A 19,420-nucleotide genomic window follows, 5' to 3' on the forward strand; every position below is an offset into this window, starting at 1 on the left:
AGGAGGAATATAAATGGATAAAATCACCTTGTTAGATGAACTGGTGGAAGTAGCTGCAAAACCTGTACTTCAGGTCAGAAATTATTGGCATGCTAGTGTGTACAATGTTTTGAAGGCAAAGAAGGATTCTATAAATGATGAAAATAAGTATTTTTTAGAATTAAAGGCTGATATTTTGAGTATAAAAAGGCTCTGGAAAGAAGAACTAGATACTCTATGTTCTTGGGGTAAAAAGCAAAATATGCCTTCCACATCGGAAATAAGTGAAACAATTTCAAATATGGAAAAGAAATGTGAAACAGAAGTATTAAATGGAAAAGCAGTTTTTAAAAATGGAGATGAACCATATAAAGATGATTTAGAATTTATAGAGAGATATAGTTCCATAAAAAACATGAATGAAAGATTGGCCTATATGGAAGAAGATTATCTATATTGTCGTATAAGGGATTATATAGTATTGAATATATATCAATTTTTATCTCAAAATAGGGAATTTGCAGTTAATATATTAAAAGACGACACTGATGAAGTTATAAAAAAAATGTCGGACTTAATTTCAAAGTATGCAGATATGGGAATGTATGCTGACATGGAGGAAGATTAATATTAATGTACTTAAATCTAGGGGCATCAAAAGGCATTTTCAAAGAAATAACTAGTCAGTATGTTAGTCTATTTTTATCATGCTGCATCGGTAGATTTCTTTCAAATGCCTAATTAGGGGGAAAGTTTTTGAACGTCAGGGTAATAAACCAAGTAATAATTTTATCACTTATGATGCTTATAGGAGTCTTTGCAAAAAAGAAAAATATAATAACTGAAGAAGGAGAAAAAAGTCTGTCGAGTTTTTTAGTTAATATAACTCTTCCGTCACTTCTCATCACTTCCTTTAACTATAGGTATTCAGAAAAGATGATTGCTAATGCAGAAAGTATATTTTTGTATTCAATTATTATTCACATAGTAATTATATTGTTGAGTAAAGTTTGTGCTTATAAATATGAAGACAAAGTAAAGAAAGTAATGAGATTTATTATTATATTTTCTAACAGTGGATTTATGGGATATCCAGTATTAGAGGGACTTTTCGGTAAAGTGGGAATTTTTTATGGAGCGATTTTTAATATACCTCTTAACATATTTATGTTTAGTGTAGGAATTGCCATATATACAGGTAAAAATGATATTAAAAATATAAAGAATGTAATTTCTAATCCAGTTATAATTTCAACTATTGTTGGATTTTTAATGTTTGTATTTTCTATAAAACTTCCATATGTTGTAGATACCACATTGAGTAGTGTAGGTTCCATGACCACACCGCTTTCTATGATTATAGTAGGAACTATGCTGGCAGGAGTGAAACTCAAAGATATCTTTTCGGGATTCCAAGTATATTATACTTCATTTATGAGATTGATATTAGTTCCTCTAGTTACTGTTTTACTCTTAAAACTTATGAAGGCAGACAGTTTTATGATTCAAATATGTGCTGTAATTGAAGCAATGCCATCAGCTGTTCTAGCTTCTGTGCTTGCGCAGCAATATGGAGCAGATAGCAAATTGGCTGCTAGAAGCGTTTTTATAACTACTATAATTTCAATGATTACTATCCCTATTGTAGTTATATGTATACAATTTCTAACTAAAGTTTGAAGGAGGGTTACATATTGTTTGATACACATGTACATACTAATTTTTCTACAGATTCTGATATGAAAATAGAAGAAGCTATAAAATCTGCAAAAGAAAAAAGCATATCTTTTATAATAACAGAACATATGGATATCAATTTTCCAAAAGAAGGTCTGTTTTGTTTTGACGTAGATGAATATTTAAACAAGTATTTAAAATATAAAAATGATAATCTACTTCTCGGCATAGAGCTTGGAATGAAGGAGGATTGTTTAGAACAAAGCAGAAAGTTAATAAAGGATAATTCTTTTGATTATGTAATTGGATCTATACATTTAGTGGAGAACTTAGATCTCTATTATTCAGATTATTATGAAGGCAAAAGTAAAAAAGAGGCTTATTTTAAATATTTGCAAGATATGCTAGAAAATTTAAAACAATTTGAATTTATAGATAGTTTGGGTCATATTGATTATATAGCTAGATATGCTAAATTTGAGGATAAAGAATTATATTATAGTGATTTTCCAGATATAATAGATGAGATATTCAAAGTGATTATAGATAAAGAAAAATGTTTGGAGTTAAATACCAGGAGACTTAAAAATCAAGATTCAGTAAAAAATATGCTGGAAATATATAAAAGATTTAATGAATTAGGAGGAAAATACATAACAGTAGGGTCTGATGCTCATAATTTAGAATCTATGGGAAGTAACTTTAGAGAAGCAGTAGAAATTGCTAGAAGGTGTAATTTAAAAATAGTATATTTTAAAAATAGAAAAGAAGAGTATGATAAAGAGGTGTAGATTATGGATTTTACGAATAATTCGGCTGAAGTAATCAAGCAATTAGGTAAAGAAGGAGCTTTCCTTACAAGTAAATATAATGGAAAAGTAAATACTATGACAATAGGATGGGGAAGCATAGGTTTTGTGTGGAGGAAACCTGTGTTCACTGTGCTTGTGAGACAATCCAGATATACTAAGGAATTTATAGAAAACAGCGGTAATTTTACAGTGAGTGTTCCTTTTAGCAATGACATGAAGAAGGTCCTTGCAATATGTGGAACTAAATCCGGTAGAGATATAGATAAATTCAAGATGTGTAATTTACAGCTTAATTCAGGTAGAAGTGTAGATAGTCCGGTGATAGCAGGATGTGACATGTATTATGAATGTAAGGTTATATATAAACAGGACATGAAAAAAGAACTTTTGACAAAGGAAGTAGATTCAAATTGTTATCCTGATGGAGATTATCATACAGTCTATTATGGAGAAATAGTAAATTGCTATGAAAAATAAAGTTCTCATTGTAAAGATATTTAATTTTTATAGGTGAAACATATGTTGTATAAATACCGTGATGGTTGATACATAGTATTTATACAGTATGTGTTTTATTTTTTACTTTGGATTTAAATGAATATTTTAAGGAGGTTAGAAAATGCAACCACTAGCGGAAAGAATGAGACCAAGGGACATTTGTGATGTAGTTGGACAGGAACATATATTGGGGAATGGAAAAGTTTTAAGTAACATGATAAAGAACAAGAAAATAATGAATATGGTTTTTTACGGTCCCCCTGGGGTTGGAAAAACTACTGTAGCCAATATAATATCTGGAAGTATGGACAAAAAGTTGTATAAATTAAATGCAACTAATGCTTCTGTTAGGGATATTCAAGATATAGTTAAAAGTTTAGATGGTTTTATGGGTTACAAAGGGGTAGTACTTTACCTGGATGAAATACAAAATTTTAATAAGAAACAACAGCAATCTCTCCTTGAATATATTGAAGATGGAAGAATAACGCTAATTGCAAGTACAGCAGAAAATCCTTATCATTGCGTTTACAATGCAATACTAAGTAGATCTATAGTATTTGAATTTAAGCCTCTTCAGAAATGTCATATAATAAGAAACTTAAATAGAATATTAAATATATTAAAACAAGAAGACAATTTAAGTATAAGTATTGAAGAAGGTATACTTGAGTATATAGCTTCTATATGTGGTGGAGATGTAAGGAGATCCATTAATTTTTTAGAAGTTGTAGTTTATTCTACAAAATCCATAAAAGGCAATGAGGTAAATCTAAAATTAGAAAATGTAAAGGAATGTCTTCAGGAGAAAGGTTTTAATTTTGACAAAGATGGAGATTATTTTTATGACGCATTAAGTGCACTTCAAAAAAGCATAAGAGGCAGCTCACCGGATGCTTCTATATATTATACGGCACTTCTTATAAAAGGTGGGCAGTTATCTGCAATTTGTAGGAGATTACTTGTAATAGCTTCTGAAGATATAGGTCTTGCATATCCTCAGGCAGCAGGAATTGTATATTCATTAGTTCAAAGTGCCCTTTATGTGGGATTACCAGAAGCTAGAATTCCTATTTCAGAGGCAGTTATACTTTTAGCTACAGCACCTAAGTCTAATTCCTGCTACAAAGCTATTGACGGAGCTTTAAATGATATAAATAGTAGGGATATAGGGGATATACCAGGCCACTTGAAAGACAGCCATTATTACGGTGCGGAAAAATTAGGCAGGGGTATAGATTATAAGTATCCTCATGATTATAAAAATCATTATGTAGATCAGCAGTATTTGCCAGATAAGTTGAAAGATGTGAAGTATTATATTCCAGGGGAGAACAAGATGGAAAGGTCTGCACAAAATTATATGAATTCAATAAAGTAAAACTTTATTGAATTCATATAATTTATTTAAAAAAAGAATTTTAGAGTAAGTAATTATCGGATAAAACTAAGAAAAGAATAAAGGTAAAAAGTTGATTTTTTATTGTTGACAATTTTACTCGGATTTGATACTATAATATTAATTACAGTATCAAATCATACATTGGTTTAAGGAAGTGATTAATTGAAGCTATCCACAAAAGGAAGATATGGGGTAAAAGCTATGGTAGATTTAGCTATTCACTATAGTGATGAGCCGTCATCTATAAAAAGTATATCGGAAAGACAAAATATATCAGAATATTATTTAGAACAGTTATTTTCGAACCTTAGAAAATCTAATTTAGTAAAAAGTATTAGAGGCGCACAAGGTGGGTACATTTTAAACAGAGAACCCAAAGATATAACTGTAGCTGATATAATGAAAGTTTTAGAAGGACCTATAGAAATCTCAGATTGTGTAGATGAAAATAATGAAAATTCCTGCAGTAATATGGACTGCTGTGCTACCAGACTTTTATGGAGTAGAATTAAAGAAAGTATAGAACAAGTTATGAAGTCTACAACTTTACAAGACATGGTAGATGATTATATTCAAATGAAACAAGAAAAAACGAAAGGGGATATATAAATGGATAAGAAGGTTTACATGGACTATTCAGCTACTACTTATACAAAACCCGAGGTATTACAAGAAATGATTCCTTATTTTACTGAGAATTTTGGAAATCCATCTTCTCTGTATTCAATGTCAGATGTTCCAAGAGAGGCAATTAATACAGCTAGACAAAGAGTGGCTAAGGCAATAAATGCAGATAAGAATGAAATATTTTTTACAGCAGGTGGGTCAGAAAGTGATAACTGGATATTAAAGGGAATAGCTTTTGCAAATAAAAATAAAGGAAATCATATAATAACTACTAAGATAGAACATCATGCCATTCTACATGCATGTAAGTTTCTTGAAAAAAATGGATTTGAAGTTACTTATTTACCTGTAGATGAGTATGGATTTATAAATTTAGAGGATTTAAAAAAAGCAATTAAGGATACTACAATACTTGTATCTATAATGTTTGCAAATAATGAAGTGGGAACCATTCAACCTATAAAGGAAATAGGTGAAATATGTAAAGAAAAGAAGATATATTTTCACACAGATGCAGTTCAAGCTGTAGGACATGTTAACATAGATGTAAAGGATATGAATATAGATGCTCTTTCTATGGCAGGACATAAGTTTTATGGGCCTAAGGGAATAGGAGCAATGTACTTGAAAAAGGGAGTAAAAATTGAAAACCTGATACATGGTGGTGCACAGGAAAGAGGAAAGAGAGCTTCTACTGAAAATGTTCCAGGAATAGTTGGAATAGGAAAAGCAATAGAATTAGCAACTTCTGAAATGAATACAGAAAGTAAAAGACTTAGTGAATTAAGGGATAAACTTATAAAAGGATTAGTTGAAGAAATACCTTATGCTAAAGTAAATGGACCTAGTGGAGATAAGAGACTCCCTGGAAATGTTAATTTGAGCTTTATAGGAATAGAAGGAGAAACTTTGCTTCTAGATTTAAATGATGCAGGTATATTTGTTTCTACAGGAAGTGCTTGTGCATCGGCTTCATTGGATCCGTCACATGTACTTTTAGCTTTAGGGTTACCTCACGAAGTGGCACATGGTTCCCTTAGATTAACTTTAGGTGCTGGTACTACTGAAGAAGATGTAGATTATGCACTGCAGGTAATTCCGAAGGTAGTAGCTAGAAGAAGGGCAATGTCACCGCTTTGGGAAGACTTTCTTAAAACACAAAATAAAGGAGAGAAGGTAGAACAATTATGATGTACAGCGAAAAGGTTATGGATCACTTTAGACACCCTAGAAATGTAGGTGAAATTCTGGATGCAAATGGTGTTGGAGAAGTTGGAAATCCACAATGTGGAGATATAATGAAGATATATATAAAAGTTGAAGATGATGTGATAAAAGATATAAAATTTAAGACTTTTGGTTGTGGTTCTGCTATAGCATCTTCCAGTATGGCAACTGAACTTATAAAAGGAAAAAAATTAGAAGATGCATGGGAGCTTACTAACAAGGCAGTTGCAGAGGCACTGGATGGACTTCCACCAGTAAAGATGCATTGTTCTGTTTTAGCAGAAGAAGCTATCCATAAGGCAATAAACGATTATAGAGAGTCACAGGGACTTGAACCATGGGCAACTAAAAATCATTCTGAAACTATCCACGAACATGTTCATGGAAATTAATAATAATTTAATAATGTATAAGTAAGTTATCTGTAATATATAGAATTTTAACTTTGTTTATTAAATAAAAATATAACCTCTTTATGAGGTTATATTTTTATTTTTTGGATAAACTACAGGTATATATTTTTAAATTAAGGTGATATCTTTGTATAGAATAAGAGATTTTATATTTATGGATGCAGTAAATCTTTCGGGAAATTTACTGGGATTTATAAGTGATATATTTTTGGATTTTAACAAAAAACAAGTAAAGGGGTTTGTTATAACTCCTAACAACATATTTAAAAAAAGTTTAAACGTATTTATAAAGGATATAGTCAGTTTAACATCTGTAATAGTTGTTACTAATTCAAATAAGGATAAGTATTTTCAATTTAATGATGTAAAGAGAATGAATGTAGTGGATGAAAAAGGATGTTTAATAGGAATGGTGGAAGATATATTATTTGATGAAGAAAGTTTTTGTATAAAGGCAGTTATACTCTCCACTGGACTTATAAATAATTTTATAAGGGGAAAAAAAATATTGCTTATAGATGATTTGACTTTAGGAGAAGAAAACTTATTTTACAGAGGGAAAAAGGAGAATTTAAAATTTTTTAATTCTCCTCATGCACTATTTAACTCAGATAAGGTATCTGAAAGAAAATAGGCTAGCATACTGAATGGTTATTTCTTTGAAAATGTCTAAGAAAGGAAAATACTCAGATATAATTAAAATTGTGGAAGATGATATGATGAATATTAGTAAAAATTATGTCGCCAAATATGTACTTATAATAGCTATATTTGCAGCTGCTGCTTTGCTTGTTGCTAAAAGTTCTGTATTAAGGGAAATGTTATATTTAATTTTTATATCTTTTTTAATAGCGTATACTCTAAAACCTATAGAAATAAAAATGGTTAATGCTGGAGTAAATAAAAAAGTTAGTGCCATTATTATAATAGGTATACTGATTTTATTAGTTGTTTCTACATTTGCCCTTCTTATACCATCTTTGTTTAAGGAAAGCTTAAAGTTAAATGCCACTGCCGCCAGTATTCAGACATTAATAGACAAATTTTATGCAAAGCTAAAGTTAATCCAGGGCAATAGGACAATGCACTTATTAGTAAATAATTTAAATAGAAGGATTGACAGTGAAATTGCTTCTGTATTTGCTAAAATATTTGATTTCTTAATGAATATGGGAGAAAATATATTGTATTTAGTAGTTATACCAATAATAACTTATTATTTTTTAGCAGATGATAAATGTATAAATGAAAGTCTACTTTCGGCATTCCCAGTAAATAGTAGAAAACCTATTAAAAAAATATGCTGCCATGCAGATAAGATATTAGGACGATATATAGCAAGTCAGCTCATATTGAGTGCCCTTGTGGGAATAGCTACTTTTTTTATACTTATATTTTTAAAAGTGGAATTTCCTATAATATTATCTATATTAAATGCATTCTTTAATATAATACCTTATTTTGGACCTATATTTGGCGCTCTCCCGGCTATAGTTATAGCCCTTATAAAATCTCCAGAAACGGCTTTATGGACAGCGATATGGCTTTATCTCCTGCAGCAGATAGAAGGAAATATACTATCACCTAAGGTCACAGGAGATAGCATAGATATGCATCCTCTTATAGTCATTCTTTTATTAATAGTTGGAGGGAAAGTATCAGGATTTATTGGAATGGTATTAGCAGTACCTTTTGGAGTTGTAGTTAAAGTCATATATGAGGATCTGAATTACTATATGTTTTAGTGAGAATTTTTAATTAGTATAAGGTACTATAAAAGCCTACAATATTGACATAAAAGTGTATTTAAATTATAATTTGTATCATAATGGAATATAGGCAATGAATAGAAAAAGTAAATATTTTATTATACAAAGAGAGGGAGTGGATGGTGTAAACTTCTTATAATATATATTGAAGCTATCTATGAGTCATAACATATAATTTAAGAGATACAGGTTTTTTATTTTACATATCTGTTTAATTAGGGTGGTACCGCGGATTCAGCTTTCGTCCCTTTTCAGGGATGGGAGCTTTTTAATTAAAATTATTTTTTATATAATAAAATGGCAAAATTTGATTACATATGAGTGAAGAGGAGAGATACATATGGAAAAATTAGGATTAAATCAAATTAGAGAGATGTATTTAAGTTTTTTTGAAAAGAAGGGTCATTTGAGAATGCCAAGTTTTTCTTTAGTCCCCAATAATGATAAGAGCTTACTTCTTATAAATGCAGGAATGGCACCTCTTAAACCTTATTTTACAGGATTGAAGGTTCCACCTAGAAAAAGGGTGACTACCTGTCAGAAATGTATAAGGACAGGGGATATTGAAAATGTTGGAAAGACATCCAGACATGGTACCTTTTTTGAGATGCTTGGAAATTTTTCTTTTGGAGACTATTTTAAAGAAGAAGTAATTCCCTGGGCTTGGGAATTTACTACTGATGTTTTAAAAATTCCTAAAGATAAATTATATGTTACCATATATTTAGATGACGATGAAGCTTATGATATATGGGTGAAAAAGACGGACATAGATTCATCTAGAATATTCAGACTAGGAAAAGAAGATAATTTTTGGGAACATGGAGCAGGACCCTGTGGACCTTGTTCGGAGATTCATTATGACAGAGGCGAAGGAAAGATAACTACAGTAGATGAATTTGTAAAAGCAGGTGATAGTGATAGGGTAGTTGAATTTTGGAACTTGGTATTTACACAATTTGATAAAGATGAAGAAGGAAACTACAATAAGCTTTCTCATCCAAATATAGATACGGGTATGGGTCTTGAGAGAATGGCAACTATAATGCAGGGTAAGAACAGTATATTTGAAGTAGACACTATAAATTCCATATTAAAAGCAGTAAGCAATATGGCTGGTATAGAGTATGGTAAAAATGAAAAAAGTGATATGTCCATGAGAATAATAACAGATCATGTGAGAAGTGTTACATTTATGATAAGTGATGGAATACTTCCATCTAATGAAGGCCGCGGGTATGTGCTCAGAAGACTTTTAAGAAGGGCTGCAAAGCATGGAAAGTCCCTTGGCATTAAGGAAGGATTTTTGTATAAACTTACAGAAGTTGTCATAAACAATTCTTGCGGAAATTATTCTGAATTGAAGGAAAAAGAAGAGTATATAAAAAAGATTATAAAGCTAGAAGAGGAAAGATTTGATGAAACTATAGACAGTGGAATGCAAATTTTAAATGACTTTATATCTGACTTAAAGTCAAATAAAAATACTATACTTGAGGGTGAAAAGGCATTTAAATTATATGATACGTATGGTTTCCCTATAGAACTTACTCAAGAAATATTAGAAGAAAAAGGAATGACTGTAGATTTAGATGAATTCAATCAGAATATGAAAGATCAGAGGGAAAGAGCAAGATCTGCTAGAGCAGAGACCAATTATATGGGAGCAGAAAATACTGTATTAAATAAAATTCCTTTTGAAATAAGTACGCTATTTGAAGGATATGATAGATTAAAATCCAGTTCCAAAGTTAAATTAATGGTAAAAGACGAAGAATTTGTATCTGTTTTAAACGAAGGAGAAGAAGGAGTTATTATAACCTCCAATACGCCTTTTTATGCTGAAATGGGAGGCCAGGTAGGAGACAGGGGAACTGCATTTAGTGAAAACTTCAAAGGAGAAGTTTTAGATTGTAAGAAAAACCTAGCAGGAAAGGTACTACATTTTGTTAAAGTTATTTCAGGAAGTATAAATTTGGAGGATACAATTGAACTGAGTGTAGACGAGGATAGAAGAAATAATATAAGAAAAAATCATACTGCAACGCATCTATTAGATTCTGCTTTAAAACAAGTTTTAGGAGAACAGGTACATCAGTCTGGTTCTTATGTAGATGAATCTAGGCTAAGGTTTGATTTCAATCATTTTGAAGCTGTAAGCTATGAAAAATTAAGGAATATTGAAAACTTGGTAAATGAAAGTATAATGAAAGTTTATCCTGTAAAAACAACTATAATGTCCTTAGAGGAAGCCAAAGAAAGTGGTGCAATAGCACTTTTCGACAACAAATATAAAGATGAAGTAAGGGTAGTTTCCGTAGGAAATTTCAGCAAGGAACTTTGTGGAGGTACTCATGTAAGTAATTCTGGGGAGATAGGCTTGTTTAAAATAACTTCTGAAACTGGAATAGCAGCTGGTATAAGAAGAATAGAAGCAGTTACAGGTAAGATGGCTGTTGAATATGTTAATTCAAAAAGTGATATACTAAGAGAAATATCAAGCAAACTGAAATGTTCTGAAAAAGAAATTGTTCATAAATTAGATTTGCAATCTAGTGAACTGAAAGAATTGGAAAAGAAAATTGAAGAATTAAAATTGAAAGTTGCAGGAAGCGCAGAAGATGATATTCTAAAGTCAGTAGAGAAAATAAAAGGAGTAGATTTATTTACAGGTATATTGAAAGATGTAGATGGAAATTCTCTTAGGGAATTAGCTGATAAAATCAGGAGCAAATCTGGAAATTGTGTAGTTTTGCTTGGAAGCAGCATAGGACAAAAAGTGCAGCTTGTAGCTATGGCAACTAAAGAAGCAGTAAAAAGTGGAATACATTGTGGAAAAATCATAAAGGAAGTTGCAGCCATTACAGGTGGCGGCGGTGGAGGAAGACCTGATATGGCTCAAGCAGGAGGAAAGCTTCCAGATAAGTTACAAGAAGCTATAGGAAAAAGTAGTACAATTATTACAAAATTAGTTAAGTAGTATACATTTTATGAAATATGTTTTATAATATATTTATTAGAATGTTAGCGGGGTGATATATATGAGTAACGATAATACTATTCAGTTTGACATTTCTGAAAGTAAAAAAGCATTGACAAAGGAAATATTGACTGAGGTTTATGATTCGCTAATTAAAAAAGGCTATAATCCAGTAAATCAATTAGTAGGATACTTGATTTCTGGTGATCCAACGTATATAACAAATTATAATGGAGCAAGGTCATTGGTTAGGAAGCTTGAGAGAGATGAAATACTTGAAGAAGTCTTAAAAGCATACTTAGACATAAAATAAAAATGTCCTTTTGGACATTTTTATTTTAAATATGAGAATAATATAAAGTAGGAGAGTGAAGGTTTGAGAATACTTGGATTAGATATAGGTGACAGAACTATAGGAGTGGCACTAAGTGACCCACTTGGGATAACGGCACAAGGAATTACAACTGTGAGAAGAAAAAATCAGGAAAAGGATATTGAGGAATTAAAGTCTATATGTGAAAAATACGGTGTGGAACTTATTGTTTCTGGGCTTCCTAAAAATATGAATGGTACGTTAGGTCCTCAGAGTGAAAAAGTGTTAAGTTTTTGCAAGATTATAGAGCAAAGTATAGAAGTACCCATAAAGATGTGGGATGAAAGATTAACTACTGTAGCAGCTCATAGAGCTATGATAGAGGGAGATTTATCTAGGGCAAAGAGAAAAAAAATAGTAGATAAGATGGCAGCTATTTATATACTTCAAGGATATTTGGATAGCATTTCAAAATAGTATTAAGTGAAACTTGTTTGAACTTATTTAGGGACACAGCCTCTCTTTATCATAGTTTTGAAGAAAATCAGAAAATTAAAATCTATAATTTTTGTGAAGGATTTTTACAAAGTATTGTTAAGTGTTAAAGAGAGTAGTTATTGAATAAATTTGGATTTAGAAGAAAGGAAAACTCAATATGGATAATAACGTAGCAGATTTAATGTTAGAAGATGAAAATGGGAAAAAAGTTAAGTTCCAGGTGGTTACTAAATTTGATATAAAAGAAGAAGAATATATAATTGCGGTACCTGAAGAATGTGCTGATGAAGATACAGCTATAGCACTTAAAATAGTAAAAGATGATAATGGAGAAGAAGTTCTTGTAACAGTAGAAGATGAGGATGAATTTGATAGGGTTTTAGAAGTTTATGAAAGTTTATTTGGAAATGAAGCTTAGTTAATATAAAAGCTAGAGGCTAAAAGCTGTGGCTTAGATAGCTTTTAGCCTTTAGCTTTTATATTAATTGATTTTCAATTGACAATAACCTTATACTATATTAAACTTATAGTATTGTAATTTTTAAACAGTGTTTTTATCCGATGGCTATCATCTGTAATACTACCATCACACACAGTTGAGCAGCAGAAAAGGTGGTCATGGGACAAATTTAGGTTGAAATGGGGTATAGTAATGCCAAAACTTTCCTCTTCAGAAATAGAGAGATTAAAAAATAGCTTAAAAGAAAAGGGATATAAACTTACGCCACAAAGGCGTGCTGTAGTTGATATTATAATAAGAAATGAAGGAAAACATCTTACTACAGAAGAAATATATGACCAGGTTAAGAGTGAATGTCCTGAAATTGGTTTGGCTACAGTTTACAGGACAGTACAGCTTTTAGAGGATATAGGCGTTATATGTAAATTGGATTTGGAGGATGGATGCAATAGATACGAAATAGTACATGAAGAAGAAAACCATCAGCATCATCATTTAATATGTACTAAATGTTCTAAGATAATTGAAGTGACGGATGATTTGTTGGAACCTTTAGAAAAAAAGATAGAAGAAAAGTATGATTTTAAAATTTTAAACCATAGTTTAAAATTTTATGGCATATGTAATAAATGTACAAAAAAATCAAAATAAGTATAAAAAACTAAAATATAAAAAGGAGGGAAGATTTTTTTGCGTAAAGAAAAAGATAAAGTAAAAGTCATTCCATTAGGTGGTCTAGGTGAAATAGGAAAGAATCTTACAGTAATAGAGTATAAAAATGACATAATAGTAATTGATTGTGGCATGAGTTTCCCAGATGCAGATATGCTGGGCATAGATATAGTTATACCCGATATTACTTATTTAAAAAAGAATATTGACAGGGTGAGAGGAATATTTTTAACTCATGGACATGAAGACCATATAGGAGCGTTACCTTATGTGCTAAAAGAAATTAATGTTCCTGTGTACGGTACGAAGTTAACCCTGGGGATTGTTGAGAGTAAGTTAAGGGAACATAACTTAAATGATGTAGTAAAATTAAAGTGTGTAAAGGCAAAGGACGTAATTAAATTGGATAGTATGTCTGTGGAATTTATAAGAACTAGCCATAGTATAGCTGATTCAACTGCCCTTGCAATACATACACCAATAGGCATTATATTTCATACTGGTGACTTTAAGGTAGATTATACACCTATTGATGGAAGTGTAATTGATTTTGCTAGGCTTGCAGAACTAGGTAAAAAAGGTGTAATCCTTATGTTAGCAGATAGTACTAATGTAGAAAGACCGGGGTACACTATGTCTGAAAGAACTGTGGGAACAACTTTTCAAAAGTTTTTCTCGCTTGCAAAAAGTAGAATAATAGTGGCTACATTTGCCTCTAATATTCATAGAATACAACAGGTAATTACTGCTGCTGAAAAATATGACAGGAAAGTTGCAATTTCCGGGAGAAGTATGGAAAATATAATGGAAGTAGCTATGAACTTGGGATATATAGACATTAAAAAAAATACTCTTATTAATATAGATAATATAAATAGATATCCTGGCAATAGAATAGTTATAATAACTACTGGAAGTCAAGGCGAACCTATGTCGGCTCTTTCCAGGATGGCAGCTTCCGAACATAAGAAAGTAAATATTATTCCAGGAGATACAATAATAATTTCAGCAAATCCTATACCTGGAAATGAAAAATTAGTTTCTGGAGTTATAAATCAACTGTTTAAAAAGGGAGCAGAAGTAATATATGAAGCACTGGCAGATGTGCACGTTTCAGGTCATGCCTGTCAGGAAGAATTAAAATTAATTCATACTCTTGTAAAACCTAAATTTTTTATGCCAGTGCATGGAGAATACAGGCATTTGAAGCAGCATAAAGATCTTGCCGTAAGCTTAGGAATGCCTTCAAACAATGTAATTATAGCAGATAATGGAGATGTAATAGAAGTTTCAAGAGACTCTATAAAGAAAACGGGTACAGTAGTATCTGGACAGATATTTGTAGATGGACTTGGAGTAGGAGATGTTGGAAATATAGTTTTAAGAGATAGAAGACATCTTTCACAAGACGGTATACTTACAGTAGTAATTACCATTGAAAAACAAACTGGCACTGTTATTGCTGGCCCTGATATAATATCCAGGGGATTTGTATATGTAAGAGAATCAGAAGATTTAATGGAAGAAGCAAAGGAACTTGTACGAGGTGCATTAAATGAATGTGAGGAGAAACACATTACTGAATGGGCAAGTATAAAATCAAATGTAAAAGAAGTCCTTAGATCATTCTTATACGAAAAGACAAAGAGAAAACCAATGATATTACCTATAATTATGGAAATATAATATTTGGAAATATTGTCTAGGGAGGATGGTTGAAATGAGTATATGCGATAAAGCAAGTGAGCTTGCAGCAGAGCTTAAAAACTGTGAAGAAGTGACTGCATTAAGAGAGGCAAGTAAGGAAATAGAAAAAAGTGAAGCAAATATAAAAATGTTAGATGACTTTAGGAAAATACAAATGGAGGCTTATTCAGAGCAAATGCAAAATGGAGAGGTCTCTGAGAAAACTAAACAAAAATTTAAAAATATAGGTTCTGTAGTATCTATGAATCCTTCTGTAAATAACTATATACAGACAGAACAGAGATTCAGTATTATGTGGCAGAATATATTAAAGGTGCTAAATGATGCCATAGGAATAGACTTTTCTTTTGGAACAGGTAAAAATAAAAAATAGTTTTTACGTGAAAACCATTAGAATGATGTTTAGAAAGTTGACTTTTTAACACTATGATATTAAAATAAATATGTTACTTTAAATTGGATACAGGGAAGTATCCAATTTTTTTGAGTATTTATTCAGAATTTTAATATGTTTAGTCAGTTTAAGTGTAAAATTGGAGGAGTAATAATGAATTTGTTTACAAGAAATGATATAAGAAATGTGGCAATAATAGCCCATGTCGATCATGGTAAGACCACATTGGTAGATGCATTATTAAGACAAAGCAATATATTTAGATCAAATGAAAAAGTTGAAGAGAGAGTCATGGACTCAAATGATCTTGAAAAGGAAAGAGGTATTACTATACTATCAAAGAATACTTCTGTAATGCATAAAGGAATTAAAATAAATATAGTAGACACACCGGGCCATGCAGATTTTGGAGGAGAAGTAGAACGTGTACTTGAAATGGTAGATAGTGTCTTATTATTAGTAGATGCTTATGAAGGACCTATGCCTCAGACAAAATTTGTTTTGAAAAAAGCATTGGAATTAAAACTAAAACCAATAGTTGTTATAAATAAAATAGATAAGTCGGATGCAAGACCTTCTGAGGTATTGGATGAAATTTTTGATTTATTTATAGAGTTAGGTGCTAATGATGAACAGCTTGACTTTCCTGTAGTTTATTGTTCTTCAAAAGCAGGGTTTGCTAAAAAAGAGATGGAAGATGAATCAGATAATATGGAACCTTTATTTGATGAAATAATAAAGCATGTTGCTCCACCTCAAGGATATTTAGATATGCCACTTCAAATGTTAATTACAACTATAGACCACAATGAATATGTAGGCAGAATAGGTGTAGGAAAAATAACAAGAGGAAGTATAAAGAAAAATGAGCAAGTTGCACTTATAAGAAAAGGAAATAAAATAGAAAATGTAAAAGTGTCTAACCTTTATGTTTATGATGGACTTAAAAAGAAAGAGGTAGATGAAGCAAAACTTGGTGATATAGTTGCGGTATCAGGTATCCCTGATATAAATATAGGTGAAACTATAGCAGATGCTTCAGAACCAGAAGCACTTCCTTTTGTAGAGATAGATGAACCTACATTGAATATGAACTTTATGGTAAATGATTCACCTTTTGCTGGCAGAGAAGGAGATTATGTAACTTCAAGACATTTAAGGGATAGACTTATGAAGGAACTTGAAACAAATGTTGCCCTTAAAGTAGAGGAAACTGACTCAGCAGATTGCTTTAAAGTAAGCGGTAGAGGAGAACTTCATCTTTCAGTTTTAATAGAAACTATGAGAAGAGAAGGCTATGAATTTCAAGTTTCAAAACCAACAGTTATATTTAAAGAAGAAAATGGAAAAAAATTAGAACCTATTGAATATTTGACTATAGATGTGCCTGAAGAGTTTATGGGAGTTGTTATGGAAAAGCTTGGACCTAGAAAAGCTGAAATGGTAAATATGACTTCCGCAGTTAATGGATATACAAGATTGGAATTTAAAATACCAGCAAGGGGACTTATTGGATTCAGAAACGAATTTATGACAGATACCAAGGGAAATGGAATAATGAACCATGTATTGGATAGTTATGAACAATACAAAGGTGATATACCAGAAAGAACAAGAGGATCACTTGTAGTATTTGAGCCAGGTACTGCTATAACTTATGGACTTTTTAATGCTCAAGAAAGAGGAATTCTTTTTATAGAGCCAGGAACAGAAGTATATGAAGGAATGATAGCTGGTGAATGTTCAAGAGCTGAGGATATAGAGGTAAATGTATGCAAAAAGAAGCATTTGACAAATACAAGAACTTCAAGTGCAGATGATGCATTAAAGTTAGTTCCTGTAAATAAAATGAGTCTTGAAAAATCACTAGAGTTTATAGCATCGGATGAATTAGTGGAGATTACTCCTAAGAGTATAAGAATGAGAAAGAGAATATTAAATACAGATCTTAGAAAAAAGGCTGCAAGGAGAAAATAGTAAAAGTTTTTAAACATAAGAATAACTATTTAATTTGAAGTTATTTTGGAGGAAAAAATGAGCGGTGTTGCATATGAATACATGGAAAATTATATAAGATCATTGATAGGAGAACATGATGGGATATTAAATGAGATGGAAGAATACGCTAGATTAAATTCTGTTCCAATAGTTCATAAGGAAGTGGCAAGATTTTTAGAACTTATGATAACTGTTAAAAAGCCCTTAAAAATTTTGGAGCTTGGAACGGCAATTGGTTATTCTGCTATTCTCATGAGCTTAAGTTCCCATAAAAAAAGTCATATAACAACGGTTGAAAGAGATAAGCACATGATAGAAATCGCCAGGGAAAATGTGAAAAAATATAAATTTGAGCAGCACATTGACATTATAGAAGGAGACTGCCTGGAAGTACTTAAAAGTATGAAGGAACAATATGATTTTATATTTATGGATGCAGGCAAAGCACACTATAATCATTTTTTACCTTATTGTTTAAAACTTTTAAATGAAGAAGGCATGATAGTAGCAGATAATGCATTATTTAGAGGAATGATTGCTTCAGATGAATTGGTGAAGAGAAGAAAGATAACTATAGTAAAAAGAATGAGAGAGTACTTAAATACCATATCTGATCATGATAAATTTATAACATCAATTATACCTATGGGAGATGGTATAGCTGTTACAGTGAGGAGGAATTAAGATGAAAAAACCAGAACTTCTAGCACCAGCTGGTAATCTTGAAAAGCTGAAGACAGCTATAAACTTTGGTGCTGATGCAGTTTATCTTGGAGGCAGTAAGCTGAATTTAAGAGCTTTTGCAGATAATTTTGCAGATAATGAATTAAAAGAAGGAATAGAGTACGCCCATAAAAGGGGTAAAAAGGTATTTGTAACTGTAAATGTGTTCCCTCATAATGAAGATTTAGTGGGAATGGAAGATTACTTAAAAAAATTATATGAATTAAAAGCAGATGCAATACTTGTATCTGATCCAGGAATAATAATGACTGCGAAAGAAGTTGTTCCCAATTTAGAACTTCATTTAAGTACTCAGGCCAATAATGTGAATTGGAAATCAGCTATGTTCTGGCACAACCAAGGAGTAAAGAGAATAGTACTTGCAAGAGAGTTATCGCTTAAAGAAATAAGTGAGATACGATGCCATTTACCGGAGAGTTGTGAAATAGAGGCTTTTGTCCATGGGGCAATGTGTATGTCCTATTCTGGTAGATGTGTACTTTCAAATTATATGACAGGGAGAGATGCCAATAGAGGCCAATGTGCCCAGCCATGTAGATATAAATATTATTTGATGGAAGAAAAAAGACAAGGGGAATACTTCCCAGTATTTGAAGATGATAGAGGAGCTTATATATTAAATTCTAAAGATTTATGCATGATAGAGCATATTCCTGAACTAGTTAAGAGTGGCATAAATTCATTAAAAATAGAAGGAAGAATGAAGAGTTCATATTATGTGGCTACTGTAGTAAAAGCCTATAGAAGGGCAATAGATGCTTATTTTGAAAATCCAGATTCATATAAATTTAAAAAAGTATGGTTGGATGATTTAATGAAAGCAAGCCATAGAGTATATTATACTGGATTCTATTTTGGAGATCCGGGCAAACAGATATATGAAACCTCTTCATATATAAGAAATTATGATATAGTAGGAATAGTGAAAGATTATGATAGCCTTGAAGAAAGGGTTGTTATAGAACAGAGGAATAAGGTTCTTAACGAAGATGAAGTAGAAGTGCTTAGACCTAAAGATGATGGCTTTTGTATACGCCTTTGTGATATGAGAAATGAAAAGGGAGAAAAAATAGAATCGGCACCCGTAGCCCAAATGATATTTACAGCTAAAGTAAGTAACAAAATGGAAAAGGGAGATATGCTTTTAAAAGCAAAAAATGATAAGTAAAAAATAAATATGGTAAAAATCATAACATTATGAATAAAACACCTTATTTTGGACAAAATTTTAGTCTAGATGAGGTGTTTTT

General features: G+C 31.3%; 20 protein-coding genes and 1 other annotated feature. All 20 genes read left to right on the forward strand.

What is annotated here, in order from left to right; all coding sequences use genetic code 11:
• Positions 1 to 13: 13 nt before the first annotated feature.
• The 20 genes from B5S50_RS17205 (at position 14) to B5S50_RS17300 (ending at position 19,338) form a co-directional block, all read left to right on the forward strand.
• On the forward strand, positions 14 to 607 hold the full coding sequence (locus tag B5S50_RS17205) for a hypothetical protein (protein WP_217302408.1): 594 nt from the start codon (positions 14 to 16) through the stop codon (positions 605 to 607).
• A 128-nt stretch (positions 608 to 735) separates the two neighbouring features.
• Positions 736 to 1,659: an AEC family transporter gene (locus B5S50_RS17210; RefSeq protein WP_083985565.1), complete on the forward strand. Its 924-nt coding sequence runs from the start codon at positions 736 to 738 to the stop codon at positions 1,657 to 1,659.
• A 14-nt stretch (positions 1,660 to 1,673) separates the two neighbouring features.
• On the forward strand, positions 1,674 to 2,447 hold the full coding sequence (locus tag B5S50_RS17215) for a histidinol phosphate phosphatase (RefSeq protein WP_217302409.1): 774 nt from the start codon (positions 1,674 to 1,676) through the stop codon (positions 2,445 to 2,447).
• A 3-nt stretch (positions 2,448 to 2,450) separates the two neighbouring features.
• Positions 2,451 to 2,945, forward strand: a complete 495-nt coding sequence (locus B5S50_RS17220) for a flavin reductase family protein (RefSeq protein WP_065077518.1) — start codon at positions 2,451 to 2,453, stop codon at positions 2,943 to 2,945.
• A gap of 142 nt (positions 2,946 to 3,087) precedes the next feature.
• Positions 3,088 to 4,347: a replication-associated recombination protein A gene (locus B5S50_RS17225; protein WP_217302410.1), complete on the forward strand. Its 1,260-nt coding sequence runs from the start codon at positions 3,088 to 3,090 to the stop codon at positions 4,345 to 4,347.
• Between the two features lie 183 nt (positions 4,348 to 4,530).
• Positions 4,531 to 4,977, forward strand: coding sequence for an Rrf2 family transcriptional regulator (locus B5S50_RS17230; RefSeq protein ID WP_013237875.1), 447 nt, complete (start codon positions 4,531 to 4,533; stop codon positions 4,975 to 4,977).
• Complete coding sequence (gene nifS, locus B5S50_RS17235) at positions 4,978 to 6,186, forward strand: cysteine desulfurase NifS (RefSeq protein ID WP_065077516.1); 1,209 nt, start codon at positions 4,978 to 4,980, stop codon at positions 6,184 to 6,186.
• On the forward strand, positions 6,186 to 6,614 hold the full coding sequence (gene nifU / locus B5S50_RS17240; protein WP_154104950.1) for a Fe-S cluster assembly scaffold protein NifU: 429 nt from the start codon (positions 6,186 to 6,188) through the stop codon (positions 6,612 to 6,614). Before nifS ends, nifU begins: the two co-directional genes overlap by 1 nt.
• Positions 6,615 to 6,753: 139 nt before the next feature.
• Positions 6,754 to 7,269, forward strand: a complete 516-nt coding sequence (locus tag B5S50_RS17245; protein ID WP_254306617.1) for a PRC-barrel domain-containing protein — start codon at positions 6,754 to 6,756, stop codon at positions 7,267 to 7,269.
• Positions 7,270 to 7,300: 31 nt separating this feature from the next.
• Positions 7,301 to 8,380: an AI-2E family transporter gene (locus B5S50_RS17250; protein WP_338030849.1), complete on the forward strand. Its 1,080-nt coding sequence runs from the start codon at positions 7,301 to 7,303 to the stop codon at positions 8,378 to 8,380.
• An 88-nt stretch (positions 8,381 to 8,468) separates the two neighbouring features.
• Positions 8,469 to 8,656, forward strand: a binding site (T-box leader).
• An 88-nt stretch (positions 8,657 to 8,744) separates the two neighbouring features.
• On the forward strand, positions 8,745 to 11,384 hold the full coding sequence (gene alaS, locus B5S50_RS17255) for an alanine--tRNA ligase (RefSeq protein WP_217302411.1): 2,640 nt from the start codon (positions 8,745 to 8,747) through the stop codon (positions 11,382 to 11,384).
• A 61-nt stretch (positions 11,385 to 11,445) separates the two neighbouring features.
• Entirely contained in the window at positions 11,446 to 11,697 is a 252-nt protein-coding gene (locus B5S50_RS17260; RefSeq protein WP_013237881.1) for an IreB family regulatory phosphoprotein, read from the forward strand.
• 63 nt (positions 11,698 to 11,760) lie between these two features.
• The gene (gene ruvX / locus B5S50_RS17265; protein ID WP_065077512.1) at positions 11,761 to 12,174 is read left to right on the forward strand and encodes a Holliday junction resolvase RuvX; all 414 of its coding nucleotides are present in this window, start codon (positions 11,761 to 11,763) and stop codon (positions 12,172 to 12,174) included.
• A 178-nt stretch (positions 12,175 to 12,352) separates the two neighbouring features.
• Positions 12,353 to 12,613: a DUF1292 domain-containing protein gene (locus B5S50_RS17270; RefSeq protein ID WP_065077511.1), complete on the forward strand. Its 261-nt coding sequence runs from the start codon at positions 12,353 to 12,355 to the stop codon at positions 12,611 to 12,613.
• A 234-nt stretch (positions 12,614 to 12,847) separates the two neighbouring features.
• Positions 12,848 to 13,306 (forward strand): Fur family transcriptional regulator, encoded by a 459-nt coding sequence (locus tag B5S50_RS17275; protein WP_013237884.1) that lies wholly within the window; start codon positions 12,848 to 12,850, stop codon positions 13,304 to 13,306.
• Between the two features lie 39 nt (positions 13,307 to 13,345).
• The gene (locus B5S50_RS17280; RefSeq protein ID WP_065077510.1) at positions 13,346 to 15,013 is read left to right on the forward strand and encodes a ribonuclease J; all 1,668 of its coding nucleotides are present in this window, start codon (positions 13,346 to 13,348) and stop codon (positions 15,011 to 15,013) included.
• Positions 15,014 to 15,047: 34 nt separating this feature from the next.
• The gene (locus B5S50_RS17285) at positions 15,048 to 15,407 is read left to right on the forward strand and encodes a YlbF family regulator (RefSeq protein WP_065077509.1); all 360 of its coding nucleotides are present in this window, start codon (positions 15,048 to 15,050) and stop codon (positions 15,405 to 15,407) included.
• A gap of 174 nt (positions 15,408 to 15,581) precedes the next feature.
• Positions 15,582 to 17,405 carry a translational GTPase TypA gene (gene typA / locus B5S50_RS17290; protein ID WP_065077508.1) on the forward strand — a complete coding sequence of 608 codons (1,824 nt, stop codon included), beginning with the start codon at positions 15,582 to 15,584 and terminating at the stop codon, positions 17,403 to 17,405.
• Between the two features lie 57 nt (positions 17,406 to 17,462).
• Positions 17,463 to 18,110, forward strand: a complete 648-nt coding sequence (locus B5S50_RS17295) for an O-methyltransferase (protein ID WP_065077507.1) — start codon at positions 17,463 to 17,465, stop codon at positions 18,108 to 18,110.
• Between the two features lies 1 nt (position 18,111).
• Positions 18,112 to 19,338, forward strand: a complete 1,227-nt coding sequence (locus B5S50_RS17300) for a U32 family peptidase (protein WP_065077506.1) — start codon at positions 18,112 to 18,114, stop codon at positions 19,336 to 19,338.
• The last annotated feature ends 82 nt before the right edge of the window (positions 19,339 to 19,420 follow it).

It is taken from the genome of Clostridium sp. 001, assembly GCF_019056555.1.
Classification (GTDB): domain Bacteria; phylum Bacillota; class Clostridia; order Clostridiales; family Clostridiaceae; genus Clostridium_B; species Clostridium_B ragsdalei.

What these genes read in the sequence shown, in the direction of transcription:
- B5S50_RS17285 (WP_065077509.1), top strand. Translation starts at nt 15,048, where the DNA reads ATGAGTATATGCGATAAAGCAAGTGAGCTTGCAGCAGAGCTTAAAAAC.
- nifU (WP_154104950.1), top strand. Translation starts at nt 6,186, where the DNA reads ATGTACAGCGAAAAGGTTATGGATCACTTTAGACACCCTAGAAATGTA.
- B5S50_RS17250 (WP_338030849.1), top strand. Translation starts at nt 7,301, where the DNA reads ATGTCTAAGAAAGGAAAATACTCAGATATAATTAAAATTGTGGAAGAT.
- B5S50_RS17220 (WP_065077518.1), top strand. Translation starts at nt 2,451, where the DNA reads ATGGATTTTACGAATAATTCGGCTGAAGTAATCAAGCAATTAGGTAAA.
- alaS (WP_217302411.1), top strand. Translation starts at nt 8,745, where the DNA reads ATGGAAAAATTAGGATTAAATCAAATTAGAGAGATGTATTTAAGTTTT.
- B5S50_RS17225 (WP_217302410.1), top strand. Translation starts at nt 3,088, where the DNA reads ATGCAACCACTAGCGGAAAGAATGAGACCAAGGGACATTTGTGATGTA.
- B5S50_RS17275 (WP_013237884.1), top strand. Translation starts at nt 12,848, where the DNA reads ATGCCAAAACTTTCCTCTTCAGAAATAGAGAGATTAAAAAATAGCTTA.
- nifS (WP_065077516.1), top strand. Translation starts at nt 4,978, where the DNA reads ATGGATAAGAAGGTTTACATGGACTATTCAGCTACTACTTATACAAAA.
- B5S50_RS17270 (WP_065077511.1), top strand. Translation starts at nt 12,353, where the DNA reads ATGGATAATAACGTAGCAGATTTAATGTTAGAAGATGAAAATGGGAAA.
- B5S50_RS17295 (WP_065077507.1), top strand. Translation starts at nt 17,463, where the DNA reads ATGAGCGGTGTTGCATATGAATACATGGAAAATTATATAAGATCATTG.
- B5S50_RS17205 (WP_217302408.1), top strand. Translation starts at nt 14, where the DNA reads ATGGATAAAATCACCTTGTTAGATGAACTGGTGGAAGTAGCTGCAAAA.
- typA (WP_065077508.1), top strand. Translation starts at nt 15,582, where the DNA reads ATGAATTTGTTTACAAGAAATGATATAAGAAATGTGGCAATAATAGCC.
- B5S50_RS17300 (WP_065077506.1), top strand. Translation starts at nt 18,112, where the DNA reads ATGAAAAAACCAGAACTTCTAGCACCAGCTGGTAATCTTGAAAAGCTG.
- B5S50_RS17260 (WP_013237881.1), top strand. Translation starts at nt 11,446, where the DNA reads ATGAGTAACGATAATACTATTCAGTTTGACATTTCTGAAAGTAAAAAA.